Annotated in this window: 20 protein-coding genes and 1 other annotated feature (1 of these 21 only partly in view); of the genes, 11 read left to right on the forward strand and 9 right to left on the reverse strand. The window is 50.3% G+C overall.

The window, feature by feature from the left end:
- Positions 1-72 (forward strand) — a binding site (T-box leader) (it extends 151 nt beyond the left edge of the window).
- 50 nt (positions 73-122) lie between these two features.
- Together H6X83_RS10815 and H6X83_RS10820 are read left to right on the forward strand one after the other, a co-directional pair.
- Positions 123-2,747 carry a valine--tRNA ligase gene (locus H6X83_RS10815; RefSeq protein WP_212506491.1) on the forward strand — a complete coding sequence of 875 codons (2,625 nt, stop codon included), beginning with the start codon at positions 123-125 and terminating at the stop codon, positions 2,745-2,747.
- Positions 2,744-4,042 carry a bifunctional folylpolyglutamate synthase/dihydrofolate synthase gene (locus H6X83_RS10820; protein ID WP_212506492.1) on the forward strand — a complete coding sequence of 433 codons (1,299 nt, stop codon included), beginning with the start codon at positions 2,744-2,746 and terminating at the stop codon, positions 4,040-4,042. Before H6X83_RS10815 ends, H6X83_RS10820 begins: the two co-directional genes overlap by 4 nt.
- 82 nt (positions 4,043-4,124) lie before the next feature.
- On the opposite strand, the gene H6X83_RS10825 is transcribed toward H6X83_RS10820, so the two are convergent.
- Positions 4,125-4,298, reverse strand: coding sequence for a hypothetical protein (locus H6X83_RS10825; RefSeq protein WP_212506493.1), 174 nt, complete (start codon positions 4,296-4,298; stop codon positions 4,125-4,127).
- Positions 4,299-4,566: 268 nt separating this feature from the next.
- Positions 4,567-5,829 carry a glycoside hydrolase family 1 protein gene (locus H6X83_RS10830; protein ID WP_212506494.1) on the reverse strand — a complete coding sequence of 421 codons (1,263 nt, stop codon included), beginning with the start codon at positions 5,827-5,829 and terminating at the stop codon, positions 4,567-4,569.
- A 259-nt stretch (positions 5,830-6,088) separates the two neighbouring features.
- Here H6X83_RS10830 and H6X83_RS10835 point away from each other — a divergent pair, with 259 nt between their 5' ends.
- From H6X83_RS10835 to H6X83_RS10845, 3 genes are all read left to right on the forward strand, one after another.
- Positions 6,089-6,706, forward strand: a complete 618-nt coding sequence (locus H6X83_RS10835; protein WP_212506495.1) for a DedA family protein — start codon at positions 6,089-6,091, stop codon at positions 6,704-6,706.
- Positions 6,707-6,799: 93 nt separating this feature from the next.
- Entirely contained in the window at positions 6,800-8,176 is a 1,377-nt protein-coding gene (locus H6X83_RS10840; protein WP_212506496.1) for a D-alanyl-D-alanine carboxypeptidase family protein, read from the forward strand.
- A gap of 54 nt (positions 8,177-8,230) precedes the next feature.
- On the forward strand, positions 8,231-8,683 hold the full coding sequence (locus H6X83_RS10845; RefSeq protein ID WP_212506497.1) for a DUF4430 domain-containing protein: 453 nt from the start codon (positions 8,231-8,233) through the stop codon (positions 8,681-8,683).
- Between the two features lie 89 nt (positions 8,684-8,772).
- Here H6X83_RS10845 and H6X83_RS10850 read toward each other — a convergent pair whose 3' ends face one another.
- Both H6X83_RS10850 and H6X83_RS10855 read right to left on the reverse strand, forming a co-directional pair.
- Positions 8,773-10,005, reverse strand: a complete 1,233-nt coding sequence (locus H6X83_RS10850; protein WP_212506498.1) for an aminopeptidase — start codon at positions 10,003-10,005, stop codon at positions 8,773-8,775.
- Between the two features lie 106 nt (positions 10,006-10,111).
- The gene (locus H6X83_RS10855; RefSeq protein WP_212506499.1) at positions 10,112-11,449 is read right to left on the reverse strand and encodes a C1 family peptidase; all 1,338 of its coding nucleotides are present in this window, start codon (positions 11,447-11,449) and stop codon (positions 10,112-10,114) included.
- A gap of 154 nt (positions 11,450-11,603) precedes the next feature.
- Here H6X83_RS10855 and H6X83_RS10860 point away from each other — a divergent pair, with 154 nt between their 5' ends.
- Both H6X83_RS10860 and H6X83_RS10865 read left to right on the forward strand, forming a co-directional pair.
- The gene (locus H6X83_RS10860; RefSeq protein WP_212506500.1) at positions 11,604-11,918 is read left to right on the forward strand and encodes a GIY-YIG nuclease family protein; all 315 of its coding nucleotides are present in this window, start codon (positions 11,604-11,606) and stop codon (positions 11,916-11,918) included.
- Positions 11,919-12,232: 314 nt separating this feature from the next.
- Positions 12,233-12,685, forward strand: coding sequence for an Lrp/AsnC family transcriptional regulator (locus H6X83_RS10865; protein ID WP_212506501.1), 453 nt, complete (start codon positions 12,233-12,235; stop codon positions 12,683-12,685).
- A 57-nt stretch (positions 12,686-12,742) separates the two neighbouring features.
- On the opposite strand, the gene H6X83_RS10870 is transcribed toward H6X83_RS10865, so the two are convergent.
- The 3 genes from H6X83_RS10870 to H6X83_RS10880 form a co-directional block, all read right to left on the reverse strand.
- The gene (locus tag H6X83_RS10870) at positions 12,743-13,198 is read right to left on the reverse strand and encodes a GNAT family N-acetyltransferase (RefSeq protein ID WP_212506502.1); all 456 of its coding nucleotides are present in this window, start codon (positions 13,196-13,198) and stop codon (positions 12,743-12,745) included.
- Positions 13,199-13,269: 71 nt separating this feature from the next.
- Positions 13,270-14,769 carry a phytoene desaturase family protein gene (locus H6X83_RS10875; RefSeq protein WP_212506503.1) on the reverse strand — a complete coding sequence of 500 codons (1,500 nt, stop codon included), beginning with the start codon at positions 14,767-14,769 and terminating at the stop codon, positions 13,270-13,272.
- Between the two features lie 45 nt (positions 14,770-14,814).
- Positions 14,815-15,951: an aldo/keto reductase gene (locus tag H6X83_RS10880; protein ID WP_212506504.1), complete on the reverse strand. Its 1,137-nt coding sequence runs from the start codon at positions 15,949-15,951 to the stop codon at positions 14,815-14,817.
- Between the two features lie 181 nt (positions 15,952-16,132).
- Between H6X83_RS10880 and gluQRS the strand changes: the two genes are divergently transcribed.
- The gene (gluQRS, locus tag H6X83_RS10885) at positions 16,133-17,107 is read left to right on the forward strand and encodes a tRNA glutamyl-Q(34) synthetase GluQRS (RefSeq protein ID WP_212506505.1); all 975 of its coding nucleotides are present in this window, start codon (positions 16,133-16,135) and stop codon (positions 17,105-17,107) included.
- A gap of 17 nt (positions 17,108-17,124) precedes the next feature.
- On the forward strand, positions 17,125-17,967 hold the full coding sequence (locus H6X83_RS10890) for a magnesium transporter CorA family protein (protein WP_212506506.1): 843 nt from the start codon (positions 17,125-17,127) through the stop codon (positions 17,965-17,967).
- A gap of 39 nt (positions 17,968-18,006) precedes the next feature.
- On the opposite strand, the gene H6X83_RS10895 is transcribed toward H6X83_RS10890, so the two are convergent.
- Both H6X83_RS10895 and H6X83_RS10900 read right to left on the reverse strand, forming a co-directional pair.
- Positions 18,007-18,480, reverse strand: a complete 474-nt coding sequence (locus H6X83_RS10895) for a MarR family winged helix-turn-helix transcriptional regulator (protein ID WP_212506507.1) — start codon at positions 18,478-18,480, stop codon at positions 18,007-18,009.
- Complete coding sequence (locus H6X83_RS10900) at positions 18,477-18,905, reverse strand: flavodoxin family protein (protein ID WP_212506508.1); 429 nt, start codon at positions 18,903-18,905, stop codon at positions 18,477-18,479. Before H6X83_RS10900 ends, H6X83_RS10895 begins: the two co-directional genes overlap by 4 nt.
- Positions 18,906-19,170: 265 nt before the next feature.
- On the opposite strand from H6X83_RS10900, the gene H6X83_RS10905 reads away from it, so the two are divergent.
- Positions 19,171-20,973 carry a sensor histidine kinase gene (locus H6X83_RS10905; RefSeq protein WP_212506509.1) on the forward strand — a complete coding sequence of 601 codons (1,803 nt, stop codon included), beginning with the start codon at positions 19,171-19,173 and terminating at the stop codon, positions 20,971-20,973.
- Positions 20,970-22,514 (forward strand): response regulator transcription factor, encoded by a 1,545-nt coding sequence (locus H6X83_RS10910; RefSeq protein WP_212506510.1) that lies wholly within the window; start codon positions 20,970-20,972, stop codon positions 22,512-22,514. The genes H6X83_RS10905 and H6X83_RS10910 overlap by 4 nt, the downstream gene beginning before the upstream one ends.
- The last annotated feature ends 29 nt before the right edge of the window (positions 22,515-22,543 follow it).

A 22,543-nucleotide genomic window follows, 5' to 3' on the forward strand; every position in this document is an offset into this window, starting at 1 on the left:
GCGGCAAAAGAGGGCTTTTAAAGCCAAACACGGGTGGTACCGCGGAATTATTCTGTAAATTTCGCCCCGGGCAGGATTTCATTTCCTGTCCGGGGCTTTTTTAATACCAAGGAGGAAACAAAATGAGCAGGGAACTTGCTAAAATCTACAATCCCGGCGAAGTGGAAGACCGCATCTATGCGTTCTGGTTAAAGGGCGGCTATTTTCACGCGGAGCCGGACAGTAAAAAGAAACCGTACACCATTGTGATTCCGCCGCCGAACATCACCGGCCAGCTGCATCTGGGCCATGCCATGGATGAAACGCTGCAGGATATTCTGATTCGCTGGCGCCGGATGCAGGGCTACAGTGCTCTGTGGGTGCCCGGCACCGACCACGCTTCCATTGCAACCGAAGCAAAAATTGTGGAAGCTATGCACAAAGAGGGCCTGACCAAAGAACAGATTGGCCGCGAAGAATTTTTAAAGCGCGCTTGGGCTTGGAAAGACAAATTCGGCGGCCGCATTGAACAGCAGCTGCGCAAGCTGGGCGTTTCCTGTGACTGGGACCGCGAACGTTTTACACTGGACGAAGGCTGCAGCAAAGCAGTACGGGAAGTTTTCTGCCGTATGTATGAAAAGGGCCTTATTTACCGGGGCGAGCGCATTGTGAACTGGTGCCCGCACTGCAAGACCACCATTTCCGACGCGGAAGTAGAATTCGAAGAAAAAGACGGTTCTTTCTGGCATCTGCGCTATCCGTTTAAGGACGGCAGCGGTTACTTGGAACTTGCCACAACCCGTCCGGAAACTATGCTGGGTGATACTGCTGTGGCAGTGCATCCGGAAGACGAGCGCTACAAGGGCATGGTCGGCAAAACGCTGATTCTGCCGCTGGTGGGCCGTGAGATTCCGGTTGTTGCGGATGAATACGTGGAACGTGACTTTGGTACCGGCGTGGTAAAAATCACCCCGGCACATGACCCGAATGACTTTGAGGTCGGCCGCCGCCACCATCTGGACGTTATCAACGTAATGAACGACGATGGTTCCATCAATGAAAACGGCGGCAAGTATGCCGGCATGTCCGGTCTGGATGCCCGCAAACAGATTGTTAAGGAACTGGATGAACAGGGCTTTTTGGTCAGCATTGAGCCGATTAAGCACAATGTGGGCACCTGTTACCGCTGCGGAAGCACCATTGAACCGCGTGTTTCCAAACAGTGGTTTGTAAAAATGGAACCGCTTGCAAAGCCGGCAATTAAGGCCGTGCGTGATAAGGATGTACAGTTTATTCCAGACCGCATGGAAAAGATTTACTTCAACTGGATGGAGAACATCAAAGACTGGTGCATTTCCCGTCAGTTGTGGTGGGGACACCGCATTCCGGCATGGTACTGCCCGGACTGCGGTGAAATGACCGTTTCCCGCACCGACCTTGACACCTGCCCCAAGTGTGGCGGGCACCATCTGCAGCAGGACCCGGATACACTGGACACCTGGTTCAGCTCCGCTTTGTGGCCGTTCAGTGTGCTGGGCTGGCCGGACAAGACCAAAGAGCTGGAATATTACTACCCCACCAATACGCTGGTAACGGCCTATGACATTATTTTCTTCTGGGTTGCCCGCATGATTTTCTCCGGCATTGAACAGATGGGAGAAGTTCCATTCGACACCGTGTTCTTCCACGGACTTGTGCGTGACAATCAGGGACGCAAAATGAGCAAATCCCTGGGCAACGGCATTGACCCGCTGGAGGTCATCGACAACTACGGCGCTGATGCGCTGCGCTTCACGCTGATTACGGGCATCAGCCCCGGCAACGACTCCCGCTATTCCGACGAGCGTGTGCAGGCAAGCCGCAACTTTGCAAACAAGATTTGGAACGCTTCCCGCTTTATCCTCATGAATATTGAGGACAAAGACGTGCCGGATGCCCTTCCCAAAATGCTCTCCATGGAGGACAAGTGGATTCTGGACGCATTCAACAAGCTGGCGTGTGAGATTAACGACAACCTTGAAAAGTTTGAATTCGGCATTGCCGCACAAAAGCTGCATGACTTTTTGTGGGACCAGTTCTGTGATTGGTATATTGAAATTGCAAAAATTCGTCTGAACGGCAGCGACGAAGCTGCCGCACAGCAGGTGCGTCAGGTGCTGGTGTGGGTCATGAGCCGCACGCTTGCGCTGCTGCATCCGTTTATGCCGTATATCACAGAAGAAATCTGGCAGACACTGCCCCACACTGGTGAAGCGCTCGTCACCGCACCGTATCCGCTGTATGACGAGAAACTGGACTTTACGGAAGATGCCGCTAAGATGGAAACCATCATGGCAGCTGTGCGCGGCGTGCGCAACCGCCGTTCTGAAATGAACGTGGAGCCTTCCCGCAAGACCACCCTGCACATTGCTTCCGCAAAAGCGGAAACATTCCTTGCCGGAGAAGAAATTTTCAAGCGTCTTGCCTTTGCAACCGGCATTGAAGTGGCACCGTCCTTTGCGCTTGACGGTGCGGTGACCATTGTCACACCGGACGCAAAGATTTATATCCAAATGGATGAACTGGTGGACAAGGAAGCCGAAAAGAAACGTCTGACCAAAGAACTGGAAACTGCGCAGAAGGGTTACCAGAACGCACAGGCAAAGCTTGCCAACGAAAAATTCATGAGCAAGGCACCCGAAAAGGTTGTGGAGGGTGTCCGTGCAAATGCACAGAAGCTTAAAGAGCACATTGAACTGATTCAGTCCAGCTTGGACGCGCTGAAATGACGTACGAAGAAGCGTTACAGCAAATTCACGCCCTGCACCGCTTTAAAAAAGTGCCGGGTCTTGCGCACCTGCGAAAGCTGCTGCACACATTAGGTGACCCACAGGAGAAACTTTCCTTTGTACACGTTGCCGGCACCAACGGCAAAGGCTCCACCAGCACGATGATTGCGTCCATTCTGCGTAAATCGCGCTACCGCACGGGACTTTACGTTTCACCTTTCGTCACAGATTTCTGCGAACGGATTCAGCTGAACAATCAGCCGATTTCACACCGCGAACTGGCGCAGGCTGCGGAGGATGTACTGCCGGTTCTGCTGCAAATGGAGCAGAACGATGAGGATATTTCTGAATTTGAAGCAGTCACCGCGATTGCGCTGTACTGGTTCGCGCAGCAGAACTGCGATGTCGTCGTGCTGGAAGTTGGGCTTGGCGGCCGGCTGGATGCAACCAATGTCATCTCTGCCCCGCTCTGCGCCGTCATTACGCATATCTCCTATGACCATACGGATATTTTGGGCGATACGCTGACGCAGATTGCGGGCGAAAAATGCGGCATTCTGAAAGAGGGCTGCGAAGTCGTTACCGCATCCGGGCAAGACCCGGAAGCACTGGCGGTCATCCGCAGCACTGCGGCAGAACAGCATTGCCGCCTGACAGAAACCGATCTTTCACAACTGCGTGTGGTGGAGGAAACACTTGCCGGAACGCGGATGTGCTACAAAGATGTGCTGCTGGATATGGATTTGCTTGGTGCCTATCAGGTAACAAACGCTGCCACCGCGCTTGCCTGTGCGGAGGTACTGCGAAACCGAAAGGGCTTTACCCGTATTACCAATGTCTCCTGCGCAGCTGGATTTGCCGCTGTGCGGATGCCCGCCCGATTTGAGGTGCTGTGCAAAAAACCGCTGACGGTTATTGACGGCGCACACAATCCGGACGGTGCACGGGCACTGGCGGAAAGCCTGCGGCACTATCTGCCGGGTAAACAGCTGATTGCACTGACCGGCATGTGTGCAGATAAAGACGTTTCTCACTTTGTGCATACACTGGCACCGCTTTTTGCAGAGGCAGTTGTGCTGCCGATACAGAATCCGCGCAGTATGCAGCCTGAGGCGCTGACGGCTCTGTGGCAGCAGGAAAACGTAACTGCACACCTCGGCACCTACCCGGCACAGGCGCTGTCACTGGCAGTACAGCTGGCCGGACAGGACGGTGCGGTGGTGGTTTGCGGTTCGCTGTATCTGGCAGGCGAACTGCGCCCCGTGGCACTGGAAATTCTGCCGATGCTAAAATAAAGCATGTAATTCAATTTAAAAACGGACCCTGCCGCGTAAAATCGCGGCAGGGTCCGTTTTGGCTATGCATTAAAGATTCAAATCAGGAGAAGCGCTCACGCTCCGGCACCGGTTCCATTCGATCCGTGCGGTCTGCCCCTCCAACCAGACTTGGGAAAGGAGTGCGGGTAAAGCTTGGCACCACATGAATCTCCTGCTGGTCCACAGGCTCTCCAACTTTCATCCTATCCGGGCGGTCAGGCTTTGTAATAAACATGGCGGGTTCCTCCTTGATTCTGTAGGCTGCTTTCTTCTATCTGCCGTTATCATAGCAGATGGACGAAAGCAGGTAAACCCTTTTTGAGGAATCCCGAAATACATTTTGTTTTTGGAGTTTTAACTTTCAAAAAAACCGGAAAGCACGTCTTAACTTACAAAAGTTAATTCATTTTTTCAATGTACGATATGTGCAGTTTATTTTACAAAATAAAATAAAGTTTGCAGTGCTGTTCAGCTTAGCTTTAAAAGGGACAAATGTACAAGTTTCACTTCAAATAGCGGTCAATCATCTGCTGTGTAACACCGTGATTCTGAATGATTTCTTTATAAAAGCGCGCGCTGCGCCGCACAGTACGCACCTGCGTTTTAAAGTCACAGCCAATCAAGCCAAACGCTGATGTCTCTCCCTCTGCCCACTCAAAATTATCCATCAGCGACCAGTGATAATACCGCTCCACCGGCAGTCCGCTGTCAGCAATCTGCTTCAAGTGGTCATACAGAAAGCGGCAGCGCAGTTTATCATCCCGGTCAGCTACACCGTTTTCTGTAATCCAAATCGGCGCCGTAAAGCGTTTGTAGCGGTGCCGCATCAGAATGCCAAGTCCTTCGGGATAAATCTCCCACCCAAGGTCATTCACCGGTTTTCCCGGTTGGCCGGTCGTATTTGCGCCGTGTACCCAAATACGTGTGTAATAGTTGATGCCGATATAATCGTAGAAACGCCCATCCCCCAGTGGAGCTTCCGCGCCGAGCGGCAGCGTCAGCCGCCCAGTGTAAAGAGCCTCCGTCAACCCCTGAAACAGGTATTCCATACCGTTGGCAAGCGGGCGGTCTTTTGGTTGCGCAGGTGTAAACACACGCAGGTGTTCCGCAAAGCCGACCATCGTTCTGCCCGGAAAGCGGCGTTCCTCCCGAATACGGTGAATCCGCCGATATGCAGTCAAATGGCAGTAAACCAAGTTGCGCATCACACGCACGGCCTGACCGGGGTTGTGCTTTGCCGGAGGCCACTGTGCCAAAAAATAACTCAGCGTGACGTAAACATTTGGCTCATTCAGGGTAACATAATCACTGACAAGGTCACCGATTTCCTCCACAACATAAGTCACATACCGCAAAAAAATAGAAGGACTTTCCTTCTGTAAAAAGCCGCCGCGGCTTTCAAACCAAGACGGATTGGAAAAATGATGCAGTGTAATCAGTACCTTGACACCCATTTTCTGCAGGTCAAGGATTTCCTCGCGGTAATGATTGATGGCCTGCCGGCAAAACTGCCCCGGTGCCGGCTCCACGCGGCTCCATTCAATGCTCATCCGGTAAACCTGCAGCCCCAGCTCCCCAATCAGCCGGTTGTCTTCTTTCCAGCGCTGCCAGTGCTGATTTGCATTTTTCGGGCTGGAACTGTCCTTCATTTTTCCGGGTCTTTCCGCCCAGTCATACCAGCTGTTTTTGGTTGGACTGCCCTCGATCTGCGTAGCCGAAGTTGCACAGCCAAGCAGTGTATTCTTCAAAGAAAAAGGTGTATCCAAGTCTGTTCCTCCTGCATTGCCCCAAAGCGTTCCGCATATCAAAAATTCTATCGCGTTATCTTTTTATTGTACCTTGAACCAACGAAAAATGCAATCTTTTCGCCTTGTATATTCCACAGCAATGTGTGTTTTCTCCCTGCTTTTTTCTACTGATATTTATTTGTCTATCCAGTTGATATTTGACAATTTTCTTTTTGCCTTGTATGATAGGGATATTTTCAACACCTACACATTCTTTTTTAATCAGGAGGGTAAACCCATGCAGGCATGGCTGACTGCTTTTATCAATCAATTTGGGTACTTAGGAGTTGGACTTCTCATTTTTCTTGAAAACATCTTTCCACCAATCCCCTCTGAAGTAATTTTGACTTTCAGCGGTTTCCTAACCACCACATCTTCCCTGACAATTCCCGGTATGGTGGTGGCTTCTGTTCCGGGCAGCATCATCGGCGCACTGGTACTGTACAGCATTGGGCGCATTTTAAATGAAGAGCGGCTGGAACGCTGGCTTGGCGGACGCTTTGGCCGCGCATTGCATTTTAAACCTGCGGATGTGCACAAAGCGCATGACTGGTTTTTGAAAAAGGGGCAGATTTCTGTCTTCTTCTGCCGCTTCATTCCCGTTGTACGCAGCCTGATCTCCATACCGGCCGGCATGGCACAAATGTCTTTGCTGCCATTTATACTGTACACAACTGTCGGCAGCCTGATTTGGAACACAGTGCTGATTTCGCTGGGAGCAGCGGCCGGAAATTCTTGGGAAAAGGTTCTTAAATACACCGACATGTACACCCAAGCAGCACTGGTTGTGCTCGCCGTGGCAGCGGTTCTGGTTGCTGTGTGGCTTTACAAAAAAAAGAAAAAAAAGCAGTCCTGATTCGACGGGATGCATCCTTTTTCGTGCCGCGCGCTTTACCTTTTCTTCATTCCGTGCTATAGTAATGGTGTATATGTTGGAAGGAGAAGCAACATGAAAAAGAAACTCAAGCAATGGTTCTGCACCGCATGTGCAGCCGTGCTGGTTATTGTGACTGGCACCGTACCCGTGCAGGCTGCAAACCTGAACCCCGGCTTTATTCCACAAAGCAAAGCGCTGGAACTGGTGAACCTGGACAACGGCGATACAGTATACTCAAAAAATGCAGATCAAAAAGTTCCACAGGCTTCCACAACCAAGGTCATGACCTTCATTGTAGCCTCAGAGCTGATTAAGGATCCGAAAAATACCATAGCCACCATTTCCGGCGACGTACAGGCACAGCTGCCGGACCGTTCCTTTGTAACCGTACAGTTGGCAGTCGGTGAAAGGATCTCTGCTTTGAACCTGATGTACTGCATGCTCATCCCCTCCGGCAACGACGCTGCGATTGCGCTTGCCGAATCCGCTGCGGGCGGAAACATGACGCAGTTTGTACAGCGGATGAATCAGAAAGCCAAAGAACTTGGGTGCACAGGCACCAATTATACCAATGTATTCGGCAAGTATGATAAGGGTCACTACACCACGGCAAAAGACCTTGAAAAAATTTACCGTTACGCGTACACACTGCCCTATTTCAAAGAAATCACGTCCAGTGCTTCGTACACGGTACCTGCTACCAACTACACCGCTGCACGTAAGCTGAAAGCTTCTAATAAACTGATGGACAAAACATCCAGTTACTACTACCAGCCCTGTACCGGCGGCAAAACCGGCACCTCAGATGAATCCGGTTACTGCCTTGCCTCCACTGCCTCCAAAGACGGAGCAAACTACCTGTGCATTGCACTGGGTGCACCCAGTGTTAAAAATGGTACTGCTGTAACCACCAACGGTGCTTTTGAGGATTCCCGCCAACTTTACAGCTGGGCTTTTGAGTCCCTGAAAAAGAAGGACATTCTCTCGAAGTCCAAAGCAGTTGCAAATGTTTCCGTACAGCAGGCAAAGGATAAGAATCAGCAGCTGGCGGTTGTTCCCGCTTCTGATTACAGCACCATGCTGCCGGCTGACGGCAGTACCACCACAAAAGTTTCCCTGCCGAAAAGTATTGCCGCGCCTGTGAAAAAGGGTGACAAAGTCGGCACGGTAACGGTACTGTATAACAATGAAACCCTCACTACGGTTGACCTTGTCGCTTCTGCAGATGTTACGCAGTATGTTGCATTTTACAAACAGCAGTGGTTTAAAGTTGCCGTCATTGCTGTTGGGGCTGTAGTTGTCGTTGGACTGATTATTTTGCTCATCCGGCTACTGCGCAGCAGGCACCACCGCGGCGGTAGTTATGGCGGCAGCAGGTACCGAGGCAAGCGCAGCGCATCCCGCAGCAGCAGACGACGCTCTAAAAGCAGCTATCATAACTACCACTAAGCAGTAATTTCTGCTTTTGGGGATAACAAACCAACAGTAAAGGATTTTTCACCTATGACAAAAAGATGGTTCAAAACAGCAGCCGCAGCGCTGCTCTCTGCCGCGTTGATTTTTTCAGCTGCTGCCTGCAGCACAAGCAGCCCCAGCGCTGCCGCATCACAGGTACCGGCCAACAGTTCCGTTTCCTCTGCAGCATCACAGTCTGTCAGCACCTCCGAAGTAAAATTCACGTTGGAAATTAAGAGTCCCCGCGACAGCTATGAAAAAAAGCAGAACAGCACTGGCTCCGGTACTCTGGGGGATTACCTGAAAAACAACAAGCTGGTGGAATCCAAAGACGGTGACTACGGCATGTACATCATTGCTGTGAACGGCATGAAAGAGAATACCGCTAAAAAGCAGTGGTGGTGTGTTGAAGTAAACGGACAGTCCGCTACCACCGGTGTTTCTTCCATCAAATTGGAAGAAGGCAAAACCTACACACTGGAGTTAAAAGAAGGGTATTGATTTTGGCTTTTCTTTTGCGATACAGTTTATAAATGTTAAAAAAATGCGTTCCTGCAAAACTGCAGGAACGCATTTTTCTTGTTGCTTTCTTAGAATGCCCAGCCACCATCGCGGAAAAGCGGAACTTCCTCGCCATTTGCAGTAACGCCGGTAATGGAAAGGTCCGGGGTGCCAAGCATAAAGTCAACGTGAGCACTGGAATCATTAATGCCTGCTTCCAGCAGCTGCTCTGTTGTCATCTCCAAACCGCCCTTTACGCACTCTGGGAAACCCATGCCAATGGCAAAGTGGCAGGCTGCATTCTCATCAAAAAGTGTGTTGTAGAAAAGAACGCTCATTTCAGAAATCGGTGACTGCTTCGGAATCAGCGCGCACTCACCCAACATTTTAGAACCGTCATCTGTTGCAATGATTTCCTTCAGCGTATCCTCACCCTTTGCGGCGGAGCAGGAAACAATGCGGCCGTCTTTGTAGGTTAGGCTGAAATCGTCAATCAGCACACCCTGAAAACTCAGCGGCAGCGCACTGTGTACAGTACCGTTGGTGCGGGTGCGGTCCGGTGTGCAGAAGATTTCTTCTGTCGGCATATTCGGAAAGAAATAAACACCATCCACAGTTTCAGAGCCGCCACCCTGCCAAATGTGATTCTTCGGCATACCAAGCGTGATGTCTGTTCCAATGCTGTTGCGATACACCAACTTGTCAAACTGCTTTTCGTTCAAGTACGCACGGCGCTGTTCAAAGCTCCTGCGGTGCGCGCCCCATGCGGCAACCGGGTCAGGCGTATCCACACGCACTGCGTGAAAAATAGCTTCCCACAGCTTGCTGACAGCTTCTTCCTCAGTGCAATCCGGAAACACGCGCTTTGCCCAAGCCGGTGAAGCGGCGCCAACAATGCACCATACATTGTGGCCAAAATTCATACCGTCAAAGAACGGCTTGCAGGCTGCATGTGAAGCTTTGGAAGTCGCCAGCAGCTTCTTTGGGTCTACTCCCGCCATTGCCTGCGGGTCATCACTCATAATGGAAAGGATAATGCCGCCGCGTTTAGCTATACCGTTTTCCAGCACTGCCCGCCACTCCGGAAAGTTGGTAAAGCACTCCATCGGCGAATTCTCGTAATGCAGGCGGGTCACGCATTCATCCGACCATGCAACAACAACATCCTTTGCACCCTCACTGTAAGCTTCCTCCACCACCAGACGGACCAGGGGCGCCGCCTCCAAACCGGCGGAAATCAGCATTTCCTGACCTTTTTTCAGGTTACAGCCAGCTTTCACAATCAAGTGCGCGTATTTCTTTAAATTTTCCCGTAAATCCATTGTTTTCTCCTTATAAAAGAAAAAGTTTGTTTTCCTGTCCTTACACAAAACGTCTCACCCGCCTTTTCAAAGGAAGCGAGATTTGGGGCAAAACTTCAAGGACGTTTTAGTCCGCGAGTGTTCCCATCGGGTCCCACGGATTCAGGTGCTGCGGTGTGGTATCCAGTGCTTTCAGCTGCTGGGCAGACAGATACTTTTTATTGATGACTGCCTGATACACAAAGGTGTCGAACCATGCGGCACCCATCTGGTAATATCCTTTGTCGCCGTGTTTATCGCTCCAGCTGTTCTCAATCTTCCACTTGGTAGGCTTGTCGGCCTCATCCAGATTCACGCCGGTAATGACCATTGCGTGGTTCATGGCGCTCTCGCGGTAATCCAGACGTTCTGCCTTGGTCATGGAGAAGTCCATGCCGAAGGTACCCTCGAAATCAAATGCTTCCGTGTGCCAAAGCCCTCTTTCGCGCTCATTGCGGTGACCAACGTCACTGCCGAACCAAACCAATTCGCCGTCCTTCAGCTGGCTGACAATCAGTTCTTTCATTTCATCCATCGGCAGGTTTAAGTAATGTACCGGACTGCCGTCCGCCACATTTCCAAGATAATCCACTGTATATGTACGGTAAAACGGTTTATCCTCCGTGGGCGAATTAATGATGCTGACATAATCGTTGCGCAGATCCAGCCCGACATACTCGCGGAAGAACTCCTTTGGAGTCAAACCGCGCACCATGTGATATTTTTTATCTTTATCCACATACTCAAAGTCAAACTGTTTCGGCGGCTCGCCAAAGCACATGCAGAGGAAGCGGTACAGTTCCGCGAGCATTTCCTTTTTCATTGCCTGCGGGTCTTTTCCGTCCTTAGCGGCGGCGCGCAGCTTTGCCGCGTACTGGCGCAGCTTTGTGTTCAGCAGATGGTTCATATCTGCGGTATTGCTGCTCTGGTAGGTTTCCTCCATTACCGCTTTCGGCACAACGCCGTACTTTTCAACGACATTCACCAGCATATCCCACTGGCCGCCGTCTGCAATGCCGGAAGAGAGAATGAAGGACAGCATGCGGTCATCTGTCGGTCGGTCTGCAAGGTCAATGGCGCTTTCCAGAAAATAATTTGCTTTTTCAAATTTGTCCCAAAAAGCAACGTAATTCTGCGACAGCTCAAATTTCTCCAGTTTGCACTTTTTAGCAACCTGCTCACGCAGCACATTCAGCGCCGAAAAAATCCAGCAGCGTCCGCTGTGCATCTGGTCTGTAACCTCCAGTGTGGGCAGATCAATGGAAAACTGAAACTGTGTGTCGCGCAGCGCAGTGCTGTTGAAGGATACATCTTTTACGCTGTTTTTATACAGCGCATTGGTCATAGCATGGCACAGCGCGCTGTTCTCGTAAGATTTCCGGAATACTTCCGTGTCATTTGCTGAAATTCCCTGAAATACGTTCATAAGTAGTAATTCCTTTCTGCAGTCTATGTCAGGCCCGCCCTACAGCGGGTAAGCAGGTGGTAACTCAACTGCATTCAGTATAGCACAGGGATTTTGCATTTGCAATTCTCCCGTGCCGCTGTTACAATGATTTGTTAGAAGGGATGTGAGCGGGGTGCCAGAGGTGTTAAAGGCATTTGTATATATCCTGCGTTGTGCGGACGGTACCCTTTACACTGGCTGGACAAATGACTTGGCCGCACGGCTGCGCACCCATCAAGCCGGCAAAGGTGCAAAATATACCCGCGCCCGCCGACCGGTCACACTGGTGTACTATGAAGTCCTGCCCGAAAAGTGTGCCGCACTCCGGCGTGAGGCTGCAATCAAACGCCTTTCACGTGCTGCAAAACTGCATCTGATTGCCAACGCACAATGTACAAACGCGCCAAAAGTCTCCGACTCTGCCGCAGAGAATTGTGGATTGCGTTAATTTTTTTTGTAAATCTCAAAAAATTCTAAAAACACTTGCTTTTTTGACTTTCTCGTTACATAATAGAAGTGCAACGCAACGGTGCGCGTCCTTTTTAGGATGCGCACCGTTTTTTGTTAAGTTTCCCCCTGTGTTTTTCCAAACATACACTTTGCCAGTCGGCCTTGCTGCCAATGGACTTATGAAAGTTAAGTAATTCCAGAAAAAAGTTAATTTTCTGCTTGCAATCATGTGATTTTCATTACATAATTAAGAAGTAGAAATACACAAAACAAAAATCCATTCAAAAAGCAATAAAAAGTGAGATGATTTTCTTGGATAAAATTGATGCAACACTTTTGGAGACCCTACAGGAAGACGCACGTGTACCCATTAAGACACTGACTAAAAAAGTTTTCCTTTCCGCACCGGCCATTTCTGCCCGCATTGAAAAACTGGAAAAGCAGGGTGTGATTAAAAACTATCAGGCTGTACTGGACCCCATCAAGCTTGGCTATCACATTAAGGCATACATAAACCTGCAGATGACTCCCAATCAAAAGACAGAGTTCTACCCGTTTATCCGCCAGTGCCGCAATGTATTGGAGTGCGACTGCGTGACCGGCGACTACTCCATGCTGATTAAGGTTGCATACCCCAGTACTGCCGAACTGGACACATTCATCGGTCAGCTGCAGCACTTTGGTGCAACCTCCACACAGATTGTCTTTTCCACGCCAGTAGAGTCCCGCGGTGTGCAGGTCAGTACCGAGCTTGCTGGCAGCTGAAACGACAAATATTCTAGACAAAAACGGCTGGTTTCCGCGGAAACCAGCCGTTTTATTTTACAATTCTTTTTGCATGCAGACAGAGGTGTTTACACCTGCATACTGGCCATAATTGGGTATCTGATGCCAACCGCAACTTTCGTACAGCTTTTGTGCAGCAGTAAGCGGTTTTCCGGTTTCCAGCAGCAGTGTGCTGCAGCCGATTTCTGCCGCAGTCTGTTCCAACTCGCACAGCACTTTGCGTGCAAGTCCCCGCCGGCGGTATTGCGGACAGACAAAAACACGTTTGATTTCTGCTGCCCCCGGTGCGTATTGTTTCACCGCACCACAGGCCGCCGCACAGCCATCCACCAAAATCAGCACTGCATGGTGAATCGCCTGCAGTGTATTGTAAGCATTATACTGTGTCTGCTGCTTTTCCTTTCCGATTTTCTCGTCCAGAAATTCGTCCAACTGACGGCAAAGTGCTGCAAAACGTTCGTCACTGCCGTCTGTGTGTATGACTGTTTCCATTTTCTCGATTCCTTTCAAAAAGGAAAGCCCAACGGCTGCGTGCAACCATTAGGCTTTCTTTTGTTGCTTCGTTAATCCCAAAGAATCCTTTCGTCGTGACAGAGCCGCTGCACCGCAAACTTCCCCTGCACAAGTGCTGTATGCATTCCGGCAGTATCCCCCAGCCACTGACCAGCAAGGAGCATATGGGAAAGTCCGGGCAGACGTCCGGTCAGCTGCGCCGGCCGCGACTGTGCTGTTGGGACAAAAGCCACGCAGCTGCCGTGAAACGCATTCAGCCGGTCGGCATAGGTCATGGGCGTGTGGCAGCGCAGATACTTCAACTGTCCTTTCATTTCCGGAAAGCGCTTCTCCAGTGCCAGCTGCACCGCTGAAGCCAGCCGGTCAATTTCCACTTGGTAAGCGCCGTGCTGTACAGAAAGCGACTCCCAATACTTAAACGCCCGCTTTCCCGGCATCGGCACATCCGCGCAAAGCTCTGCTCTGCCTTTCTGCACAAACAGCGGGTCATCGCTGAACTGCGTAACTGTCAGGCGGCTCTGCCCCTCTCCCGCGGCAGGAATTACATCCGTTGCAAAAGAAAGTGTCCGCGCCAGCGGCAGGCTGTCCGCAGGGGCCGAAAAGAACAGCCGCACCAGTGAAAATGTGGGGTAAGCTTCCGGCGCCGCAAATCGCAGCTGAAGCTTTTTCTCCATTGCATAACGGTCCTGCAGCAGTTTCCGGCAGGTATACGCCGGGTCGCAGGCAGAAATGACCCAGTGTGTCAGCAGCCGTTCACCGCTTTCCAAAATAACTCCGCGTGCCGCGCCATTTGCCGCAATGATTTCCTTTACCGGTGCGTTTACCTGCAGTTCACCGTCATTTTTTAGATACATATCCGTCATGCGTTTGATAATTCGGCGGGAACCGCCGACTGGTACCGCAATGTCACCGGAGATAAACTTTGCATAGCACAGCACCAAATATGCCAGCGTACTGCCCGGCGGCAGTACCTGCCGAAAGGCACAGCGCAGCGCCGGATGATGAAATTTCTGCGCAAAATCAACAAGCGGCACATTGTGAAGCCTTGCAAGCAGCTTATTGACCTCACCATTTGCAGAATTGACCCGCAGTGCTTCCAGAGGACTCATCAAATCCACAGGCTTTTGTGTCTGCAGAACATGTCCCTGTGCTTTTAAAACGAACGCACGGAACTGCTGCAGCAAACGGCTGTCCTCCGGGCTGATTTTTTCGGCGTTGCTGCAAAAGGTATCCAGATCCTCACAAAACGAAATGGTCTCGCCGGAGTCCTCCACTGTAAAAAAGCTGTCCGGATTCACGAACATGGTGTCCCGCAGGGCATCTACTTCGTTCCAGCAGTCGTAGAGCGGTGTTCCCTCCTGCGTACCGGCAAGGAAACGCATACTGCCTTCGATTGGCAAGCCATCCTGTGTCCAGCCCATACAGGCACCGCCGGGCACACTGCTTTTTTCATAAATCGTCGTACGAAAGCCATGCAACTGCGCATAAATGCCAGCGGCAAGCCCCGCAACACCGGCGCCAATAATTGCAATTTTTTTCTGTCCATTCACCGAAAGACCCCCTCTCTCCGCGGTTTCACCCCAGCCATTTCAAATTTATTCGGAAAGAATCTTTTCCACTTTTTCACGTATCTCTTTCATTTTTTCCGGAATCGAGATGTGCTGCGGGCAGTGCTGTGCGCATCTGCCGCAGGCCACGCAGGAGGATGCCTGCTGCTTTTCCTCCAGTGCCTGATAAGCTTTCAGGAATTCTCCCTCTCTGCCGGAAACGGAGAATTCATTGTAAATTTTAAAGACAGCGGGAATGTCCACACCTGACGGACAGTCCATGCAGTAGCGGCAGCCGGTACAGGGAATGGTAAGATATTTTTTATAGATATCACCCGCGCTTTGCAGGGTTTTCAGTTCCTCCTGCGAAAGCGGCTGGAAGTTTACAAATGTGCTCACATTGTCCACAACCTGCTCATCGCTGCTCATACCGCTGAGTACGGTCATAACCCCCGGCTGGGAAGCTGCGAAACGCACCGCCCAAGAAGCAAGGCTTGCCTGTGGGTCCGCGGCTTTCAGCACATCCGCCGCCTGTGGGCAGAGCTTCGCCAAAGCGCCGCCGCGCACCGGTTCCATCACGACCACCGGAATGCCGTTCTTTGCCAGCAGGTCATACTGCCCCTTGGCGTCCTGCGCCTGCCAGTCGATGTAATTTAGCTGAATCTGCGCAAAGTCCCAGTCATTCAGCTTCAAAATTTCCGCCAGAACCTCTGGAGAATCATGGAACGAAAAGCCGAGGCGGCGAATCTTTCCTTCCGCCTTTTTCTGCTTTAGGTACTCAATGACGTGGAATTTTTTAAACTTCTCTACGATATTGCGGTCCAAACCGTGGCAGAGATAAAAATCAAAATAGTCCACACCGCAGCGCTTAAACTGATTCTGAAAAATCTCCTCTACCTGTGACTCCTGTGTTACCTGCCACAGAGGCATTTTATCAGCAAGGAAGTAGCTTTCACGCGGGTACTTGCTCAGCGCGTGGCCGATAAATGCTTCGGAAAGGCCGTCATGGTACATATACGCCGTATCAAAATAATTGACGCCGTTGGCATAAGCGTAGTCAATCAACTTCTGCCCCATATCGTAGTCAATATCCTGTTTGTCCTCCTGCAGGCGCGGCAGGCGCATACATCCAAAGCCGAGCAGGGAGGGTTTGGCATCTGTTCCGCGGTATCCTCTTGAAATCATTTTCATTCCTCTTTCCTTGTAATTTGTGCTTTATCTTTAAAGTTAGCTACTTGCAGGGCAGGCAGTCTGTAATCGTATTGTATCGCGCGGCGCTTTTTTTTGCAAGCCACGATTTGCTTTTTGGCTGCACCGCATTATAATAGAAGTGTTCTGCTCAATTGATTGAATCGGAGGGGTAAAGATGCCGGACTGTGTCCGCGGGCGCTTTGCACCGACTCCCAGCGGCCGCATGCACCCCGGTAATGTGCTGTGTGCACTGCTGGCGTGGCTTTCCGCACGTTCACAAGGTGGACGCATTGTGCTGCGCATAGAAGACCTCGACCCGCTGCGCTGCCCGCGTGGAAACGCAGATTTACTGGAACGTGACCTTGCATGGCTGGGGCTGGACTGGGACGAAGGCGGCAGCCGCGGCGGCGCACACGCGCCTTATTACCAAAGCGAATGTACACCGATTTATGGAACCGCACTGGAGATATTGCAGAAACAAGGACTGATTTATCCCTGCTTCTGCAGCCGGTCGCAGCTGCACGCTGCCAGTGCCCCGCACCTTTCTGACAGTCAGGTGATATATGACGGCCGCTGCCGCAGGCTCACTGCAGACCAGGTGCAGCAGCTTTCCAAAACACATCGTCCCGCCCTGCGCCTGTGTGTACCGAATGAAACCATTTCTTTTACAGACAGCTGTCAGGGCAATTACTCTGAAAATCTTGCGAAAGAATGCGGTGATTTTCTGGTGCGGCGTTCAGACGGTGTTTTTGCCTATCAGCTGGCGGTAGTTGTGGATGACGCACGCATGGGTGTTACGGAAGTAGTACGCGGCCGCGACCTGCTTTCCTCTGTGCCGCAGCAGTTGTATCTGTACCGTCTGTTGGGATACCGCCCGCCGCAGTACCGCCATATTCCGCTGCTGCTTGCCCCGGACGGCCGCCGTCTTTCCAAGCGTGACCGCGACCTTGACCTCGGCTCCCTGCGGCAAAGCCTGTCAAATGCCCGGCCTCTGATTGGCGCGTTGGCACATCTTTGCGGACTGCTGCCACAGCCGGAGCCGGTCACCCCGCAGGAACTGCTGCCGCAGTTTCACTGGGAACTGGTGCGGCGGGAATCGATTTGCGTACCGGAGAAATGGTACACAACACCTCCCACAGAATGGCTTTAACGAATTGGAGAATCAATATGCAGAAAATATTGCTTTACGAACAAGTTTCAGAAATCGAACCATTTGTCAGCAAACGCGCCTGTACACTGCTGCACCGCCCCCAACTGGAAAGTTTCATCGGTATTGACAAATTTAATCTGGTTGTGTTCAACTGGTATGACCTGCACAGCCGCATGAAAAAAAGTCCGCAGGTCGCCATCTGCTTTGACAGTGACGATATCTTTTTTCTCTGCGAAAATGAAGAAGCGCTCGCCATGGTAAAGAAAATCATCGCAGAACAGACACAGGAGCAGCCGCTTTCCAATGAAGAACTGCTGTACCACTTTTTCATGCGCCTGCTGCGAAATGATGTAAATTATCTGAATGATTATGAAATGCTCATTACAGAAATTGAAGACCGCATGGTAGCCGGTCTGCAAAAAGATTATCTCACAAAAATCATTTCCTATCGAAAGGACCTGCTGCGGCTCAAACGGTACTACGAGCAGCTTGGATTTGTTTTTGAGGAACTTACAGCAAATGAAAACAGCCTGCTTTCAGCAAACGGTGTCCAGCTCTGCAACATTCTGAGCCGCCGCACCGACCGCCTGTTTGCAAGTGCAGTCAATCTGCGGGACTACATAGCACAGGTACTGGACGCCTACCAGTCTCAACTGGATTATCATCAAAACAACCTGATGAAAATTTTTACGGTTGTGACCACCATCTTTCTGCCGCTTACCTTGCTGGTAGGCTGGTACGGCATGAATTTTGACATGCCGGAGCTGCACTCTGCCTACAGCTATCCAATTGTAATTGCCGTTAGTGCCTTCATTGTAGCTGCACTAATTATTGTCTTTAAAAAGAAAAAGTGGATGTAAAACAGCTGCTGCCCTTTTTCAAGAAGGGCAGCAGCTGTTTTACAAATCATTTTCTTCCGTTTTGAACGCTGTCAGATTGTCATCCAGCTGGTTGAGCACTCGAAAGGTGGTCAGTAAATCTTCAGGAGAAATTCCCGCATAGAAAGCTCCAAAAAATTGCTCGCTCTGGGTGCGGTACTTTCGCTGTAAATCGTCAGCCTTTTGTGTTTTATAAATCCGGGTTTTACGCCTGTCACTACTGTCCCGCCGCAGTTCAACATAACCGGCCGCCTCAAGTGTTTTTGCCATCTGCTTAATGTTCTGGTGAGAACTTTGCATCACCTGTGCCAGTTCGTTAAGCGTAGGCGGGCAGTCCTCCAGCAAATTTAGGCAAATGAGGAAGAAAAACTGTTTGCAGGTGATTTCATCATAAAAAGTATCTCCGGCCGTCTGCAAATGATTGCTGAACGAAAAAAACATACCGAACAGCGCACGCTGAACATCCATCTTCTGCAGTTTTTCCAAGCAATTCATGGACGTTTCTGCTCTTGCTTTACAGTTTCTGATGCAAATCTCTGCGCGGCCTCCAGCGTTTCCCTGCCGGGTTCTTTAGAATTCATAAACAGGAATCTGCCTTTTCCGCTGAATGTCTTTTCCGCAACGTTCAGCCCCTGCGCCTGCAGTTTTTCCCGCACCGGTGCAGTTTGATCCTTTCCCCTTGCGCTGGTTGTAAAGAGAACGATGTTCTGAATATTTTCCGGTTTCAGTTTGGCAAGGAAATCATTCAATTTTTGGGGTGGATTTCCGCCGTAAATGCCGAAACCCAGAAACAGGAGTTTCGTTTTTTGCAGCAGGTCTGCATCCTCAATCCGCTGCGCAGGGACGCCCAGTGTTTGTGCCATAGCCTCGGCAACTTTTTTGGTATTCTTTTTACTCATGTAAAGAATTTTTATGTTCAAAACAATCGCTTCCTTTCTGCATTCTGTATAAATGTAATATATTACATTTATTGAGTTCTGTCAAGTATTTACCTGCTGTTTTAAAAAAATGACACATACATTTTCCACTGTACCTGTAGAATTTGCAGATAAACTACTCTAATTTTTAGAGATGTTTTGATAGAATTCTTCCTGTTCCAAAACCACAGCAGTTCCAGTATAATAAAAACTAGAGATTTTCCCAGCCAAAAACAGAGTTTTCTGTAAAAAGGAGCGGAACTTTACAATGTCTTTTCAAGACAAGATTATTAAGGTACTCAGCCAGGCAAAGGTACGCCGTCAGCTTTCCACCGTTTATCTGGCCGCTGTGCTGCTGCCCGTTTTGATTATTTCCGTGGTAATCCTCAGCAGTTTTCAGTCTGTTATGAACCGGCAGTATCAAAACCTGGTGGATTCTGACAACCAGCGGGTCAAATCCATCCTTTTTAACGCAACCACAAACCTGTACAATCTTTCCGACAATCTGGTCAGCAACAGTGAACTCCTGCAGCTGCTGCAAACAGAATACAGCAGCACCTACGAAGCGGTTTCTGCCTGCAATCAGTTCTCCGGCTTTCAAAATCTGCTGCGCAACGAAACCTCTGTTTCGCGCCTGTGCATTTACAGCATGAACCATTCCCTTGGCAGCAGCCAATATATCCAGCAGGTGGATGCAAATATTCAGCGGACCCAGTGGTTTCAAAAAGCTTCCGCCGCGCCCAGCGCATTCTGGGCCGCCGCCAAAAGAACCGACCAGTACAAAAATGTTTATTGGGAAGTGACCCTGTACCGCAAAATCACACTGGTAAAAAGCAAAAGCTACGCAGTACTGGCCATTTCCATGAATGATAACTTTCTGAAAAACCAGATTGAAAACAATACGCTCTGCTCCGTCCTCTCCGTAAACAACGGCCCGGTCTTTTACAGTACTTGGAACGGTCTGGCGGGTACTGTGCCGCCGGTGCCGGTCGGCAGCGGCATTGCGAAATCCACTGGGCGGCAGGTAATTAACGGTGCCCCCTGCCTGTACACCGTCAGCACGCTGCTCCCTCTTTACACAAATGATCAATTTTGCATTCTTTCTATAGACAGCAATGCAATTACTGCCATGCGAAACGTTACCTTTACACATATCCTGCTGCTCGGCTTCATTATTTTTATTTCCTGGCTGGTGTTCTTCATCTTTACGCATTACTTCAGCGCACGCGTAGAACTGCTGCGCAGTGCCATGCACCGCGCCAGCAACAACGATTATGACATTGTGGATTCCTTTCACGGGGATGATGAAATTTCGGAAACATTCCACGACCTAAAAATTTTGGTGCAGCAGGTAAAGCAAAAGGAAGCGGAAATGTATCAGGAACAGATTCGGGAACAGAAGCTGATGAATGAGCAGCAGGAAATGGAATACAAAATGCTCGCAAATCAGATCAACCCCCATTTTCTGTACAACACATTGGAAACCATCCGCATGAAAGCGCTGACAGAGGGCAACCGCGACGTTGCCACCGCCATTAAACTGCTGGGCAAGTCCATGCGTTATGTGCTGGAGAACACCGGCACCTCCTCCACCACCCTGCAAAAAGAGCTGGACTACATTGATACCTACATGAAAATACAAAAACTGCGCTTCGGAGACCGCATTAATTATTCGCTTTCCGTCGCAGAGGATGTGCACCCCGGTCAGTGCGAAATCCTGCCGCTGCTGCTGCAGCCGATTGCGGAAAATGCGATTTCCCACGGGCTTGAATGTACCGCCGGCGGCGGAAACATTCACATTGACATCCGGCTGCTTGGCAGTTCCGTCCTTTCTGTCACCATCACAGACAACGGCACCGGCATTTCTCCCGAAAAGCTGCAGGCACTCAAGGGCAGCCTGAACCTCCCCTGCAAGACCAAGACAAACAGTATTGGTCTGTACAACATCAACCGACGCATTCGCCTATGCTACGGGGAATGTTACGGTCTGCGGTTAAAAAGTGAAGACGGCAAAGGCACACAGGTGAATTTGACTATACCCTATACCTTTACGGAGGAGATTAAAAAATGAACATATTGATTGCGGACGATGAATCTATAGTAAGGCAGGGACTGCACTATGTAATTGACTGGCAGGCGCTCGGTTTCCATATTTGCGGCGAAGCCGCCACTGGAACAGAAGCGCTGGAAAAGATTATGGATCTCCAGCCCGATCTTGTTCTGATGGATATCCGCATGCCAGGGCTTTCCGGCATTGAAGTGGTGGAACAGTCCCGCAGCAGACAGTTTCATGGAAAATTCATTATTTTAAGCGGCGTTTCCGACTTCAAATACGCCCAGACCGCCATCCGCTGCGGTGTGGAATACTACCTGACCAAGCCAATTGACGAAGATGAGCTGCAAAATGCCGTCTGCACAGTACGTGATGCCCTCCAAAAAGAGAAAAAAGATACCTGCGCACTGAACCAGTACCGTGAAAAAGCAAAGGACACCATCCTGCACGATATTCTTTTGGGCAAAGCAGACCTGAACTCGCTGGACCCGCAGGACCTCGGCCTTTCTGCGGATATTTATCAGGTTGTACTGTACGAAAACTATGATCAGGAGCCATTTCACAACACCTGGAATTTTGCGGACATTCTGCGCGTTACCGGGCAAAACGGACAGACCTTTGAATATGTGCAGATTCAGGAAAAAGATATCATCCTGCTCAAAGGAAGTCTTGCCGTGCGGCAGCTGCAAAAGCTGCTGGAACATTACGCCCGCACCCCGCAGAAAGGCTCACCGCTAGACTCCCTTTTCCTTGCGTGCGGGCGGCAGGTTTCCCGGCTGGAACAGCTGCATCTCTCCCTGCAGGATGTTGTGCAGCTGGAAAAGCGGCGTTTTTTCTGTGAACCGAACCAGCACGTTTTGGACAGCCGCTCGCTTCCTGCCGCTGACACACTGCACCCTGTTGTACAGGATGCAGAAGTTGCGCACTGGCAGAAACTGTTTTCCGGGTACATTCAGGCACACAGCCGCACGCAAATTATTGAAACCCTAAAATTGCTGCAAACCACACTGTTTTATGCCTCGGACAGTTTAAGCAACATTCAATATTTTTTGTCCGATATTTATCTGCAGGTAAAACAGGACATTGCCCGCGCTTACAGTTCCGTTGATATCCCGTTCCCTTCCAATGCCACGGTGTTAAATCTAATTGAAAGCAAATGCTACCTTTACGAAGTAATTTCGTTTTTATCCGAACAGTTTGAAATCTGGATGAACGCCATCGGCAGCCCCTCCAGCGATAATGTGCTGGATGACCTAGTGTACTATATAGAGCACAATTATCAGGATAACCTGCGTTTGGAAACCCTGGCGCCGCTTTTTGGCTACAACAGTTCCTACCTTGGCAAGATTTTTACCAAAAAATTTGGCGACACCTTTAACGCTTATGTAGATAAACTGCGCATCCGCCGCGCCTGCACCCTCTTGGAGCAAGGCAGCTGCAAGGTGTACGAAATTGCTGAAAAAGTCGGCTACTGCAACGTGGATTACTTTCACAAAAAATTTCGCAAATATGTGGGGGTAAGCCCCGCCGAGTACCGTAAACAGCACACGGGGGAATAAGCAAAACGCACCGCCGTCCTTATGAAGTG

The sequence above is a fragment of the Caproicibacterium amylolyticum genome (assembly GCF_014467055.1).
Classification (GTDB): Bacteria; Bacillota; Clostridia; order Oscillospirales; family Acutalibacteraceae; genus Caproicibacterium; species Caproicibacterium amylolyticum.

What these genes read in the sequence shown, in the direction of transcription:
- H6X83_RS10815 (WP_212506491.1), top strand. Translation starts at nt 123, where the DNA reads ATGAGCAGGGAACTTGCTAAAATCTACAATCCCGGCGAAGTGGAAGAC.
- H6X83_RS10820 (WP_212506492.1), top strand. Translation starts at nt 2,744, where the DNA reads ATGACGTACGAAGAAGCGTTACAGCAAATTCACGCCCTGCACCGCTTT.
- H6X83_RS10825 (WP_212506493.1), bottom strand. Translation starts at nt 4,298, where the DNA reads ATGTTTATTACAAAGCCTGACCGCCCGGATAGGATGAAAGTTGGAGAG.
- H6X83_RS10835 (WP_212506495.1), top strand. Translation starts at nt 6,089, where the DNA reads ATGCAGGCATGGCTGACTGCTTTTATCAATCAATTTGGGTACTTAGGA.
- H6X83_RS10840 (WP_212506496.1), top strand. Translation starts at nt 6,800, where the DNA reads ATGAAAAAGAAACTCAAGCAATGGTTCTGCACCGCATGTGCAGCCGTG.
- H6X83_RS10845 (WP_212506497.1), top strand. Translation starts at nt 8,231, where the DNA reads ATGACAAAAAGATGGTTCAAAACAGCAGCCGCAGCGCTGCTCTCTGCC.
- H6X83_RS10850 (WP_212506498.1), bottom strand. Translation starts at nt 10,005, where the DNA reads ATGGATTTACGGGAAAATTTAAAGAAATACGCGCACTTGATTGTGAAA.
- H6X83_RS10855 (WP_212506499.1), bottom strand. Translation starts at nt 11,449, where the DNA reads ATGAACGTATTTCAGGGAATTTCAGCAAATGACACGGAAGTATTCCGG.
- H6X83_RS10870 (WP_212506502.1), bottom strand. Translation starts at nt 13,198, where the DNA reads ATGGAAACAGTCATACACACAGACGGCAGTGACGAACGTTTTGCAGCA.
- H6X83_RS10880 (WP_212506504.1), bottom strand. Translation starts at nt 15,951, where the DNA reads ATGATTTCAAGAGGATACCGCGGAACAGATGCCAAACCCTCCCTGCTC.
- gluQRS (WP_212506505.1), top strand. Translation starts at nt 16,133, where the DNA reads ATGCCGGACTGTGTCCGCGGGCGCTTTGCACCGACTCCCAGCGGCCGC.
- H6X83_RS10890 (WP_212506506.1), top strand. Translation starts at nt 17,125, where the DNA reads ATGCAGAAAATATTGCTTTACGAACAAGTTTCAGAAATCGAACCATTT.
- H6X83_RS10895 (WP_212506507.1), bottom strand. Translation starts at nt 18,480, where the DNA reads ATGAATTGCTTGGAAAAACTGCAGAAGATGGATGTTCAGCGTGCGCTG.
- H6X83_RS10905 (WP_212506509.1), top strand. Translation starts at nt 19,171, where the DNA reads ATGTCTTTTCAAGACAAGATTATTAAGGTACTCAGCCAGGCAAAGGTA.
- H6X83_RS10910 (WP_212506510.1), top strand. Translation starts at nt 20,970, where the DNA reads ATGAACATATTGATTGCGGACGATGAATCTATAGTAAGGCAGGGACTG.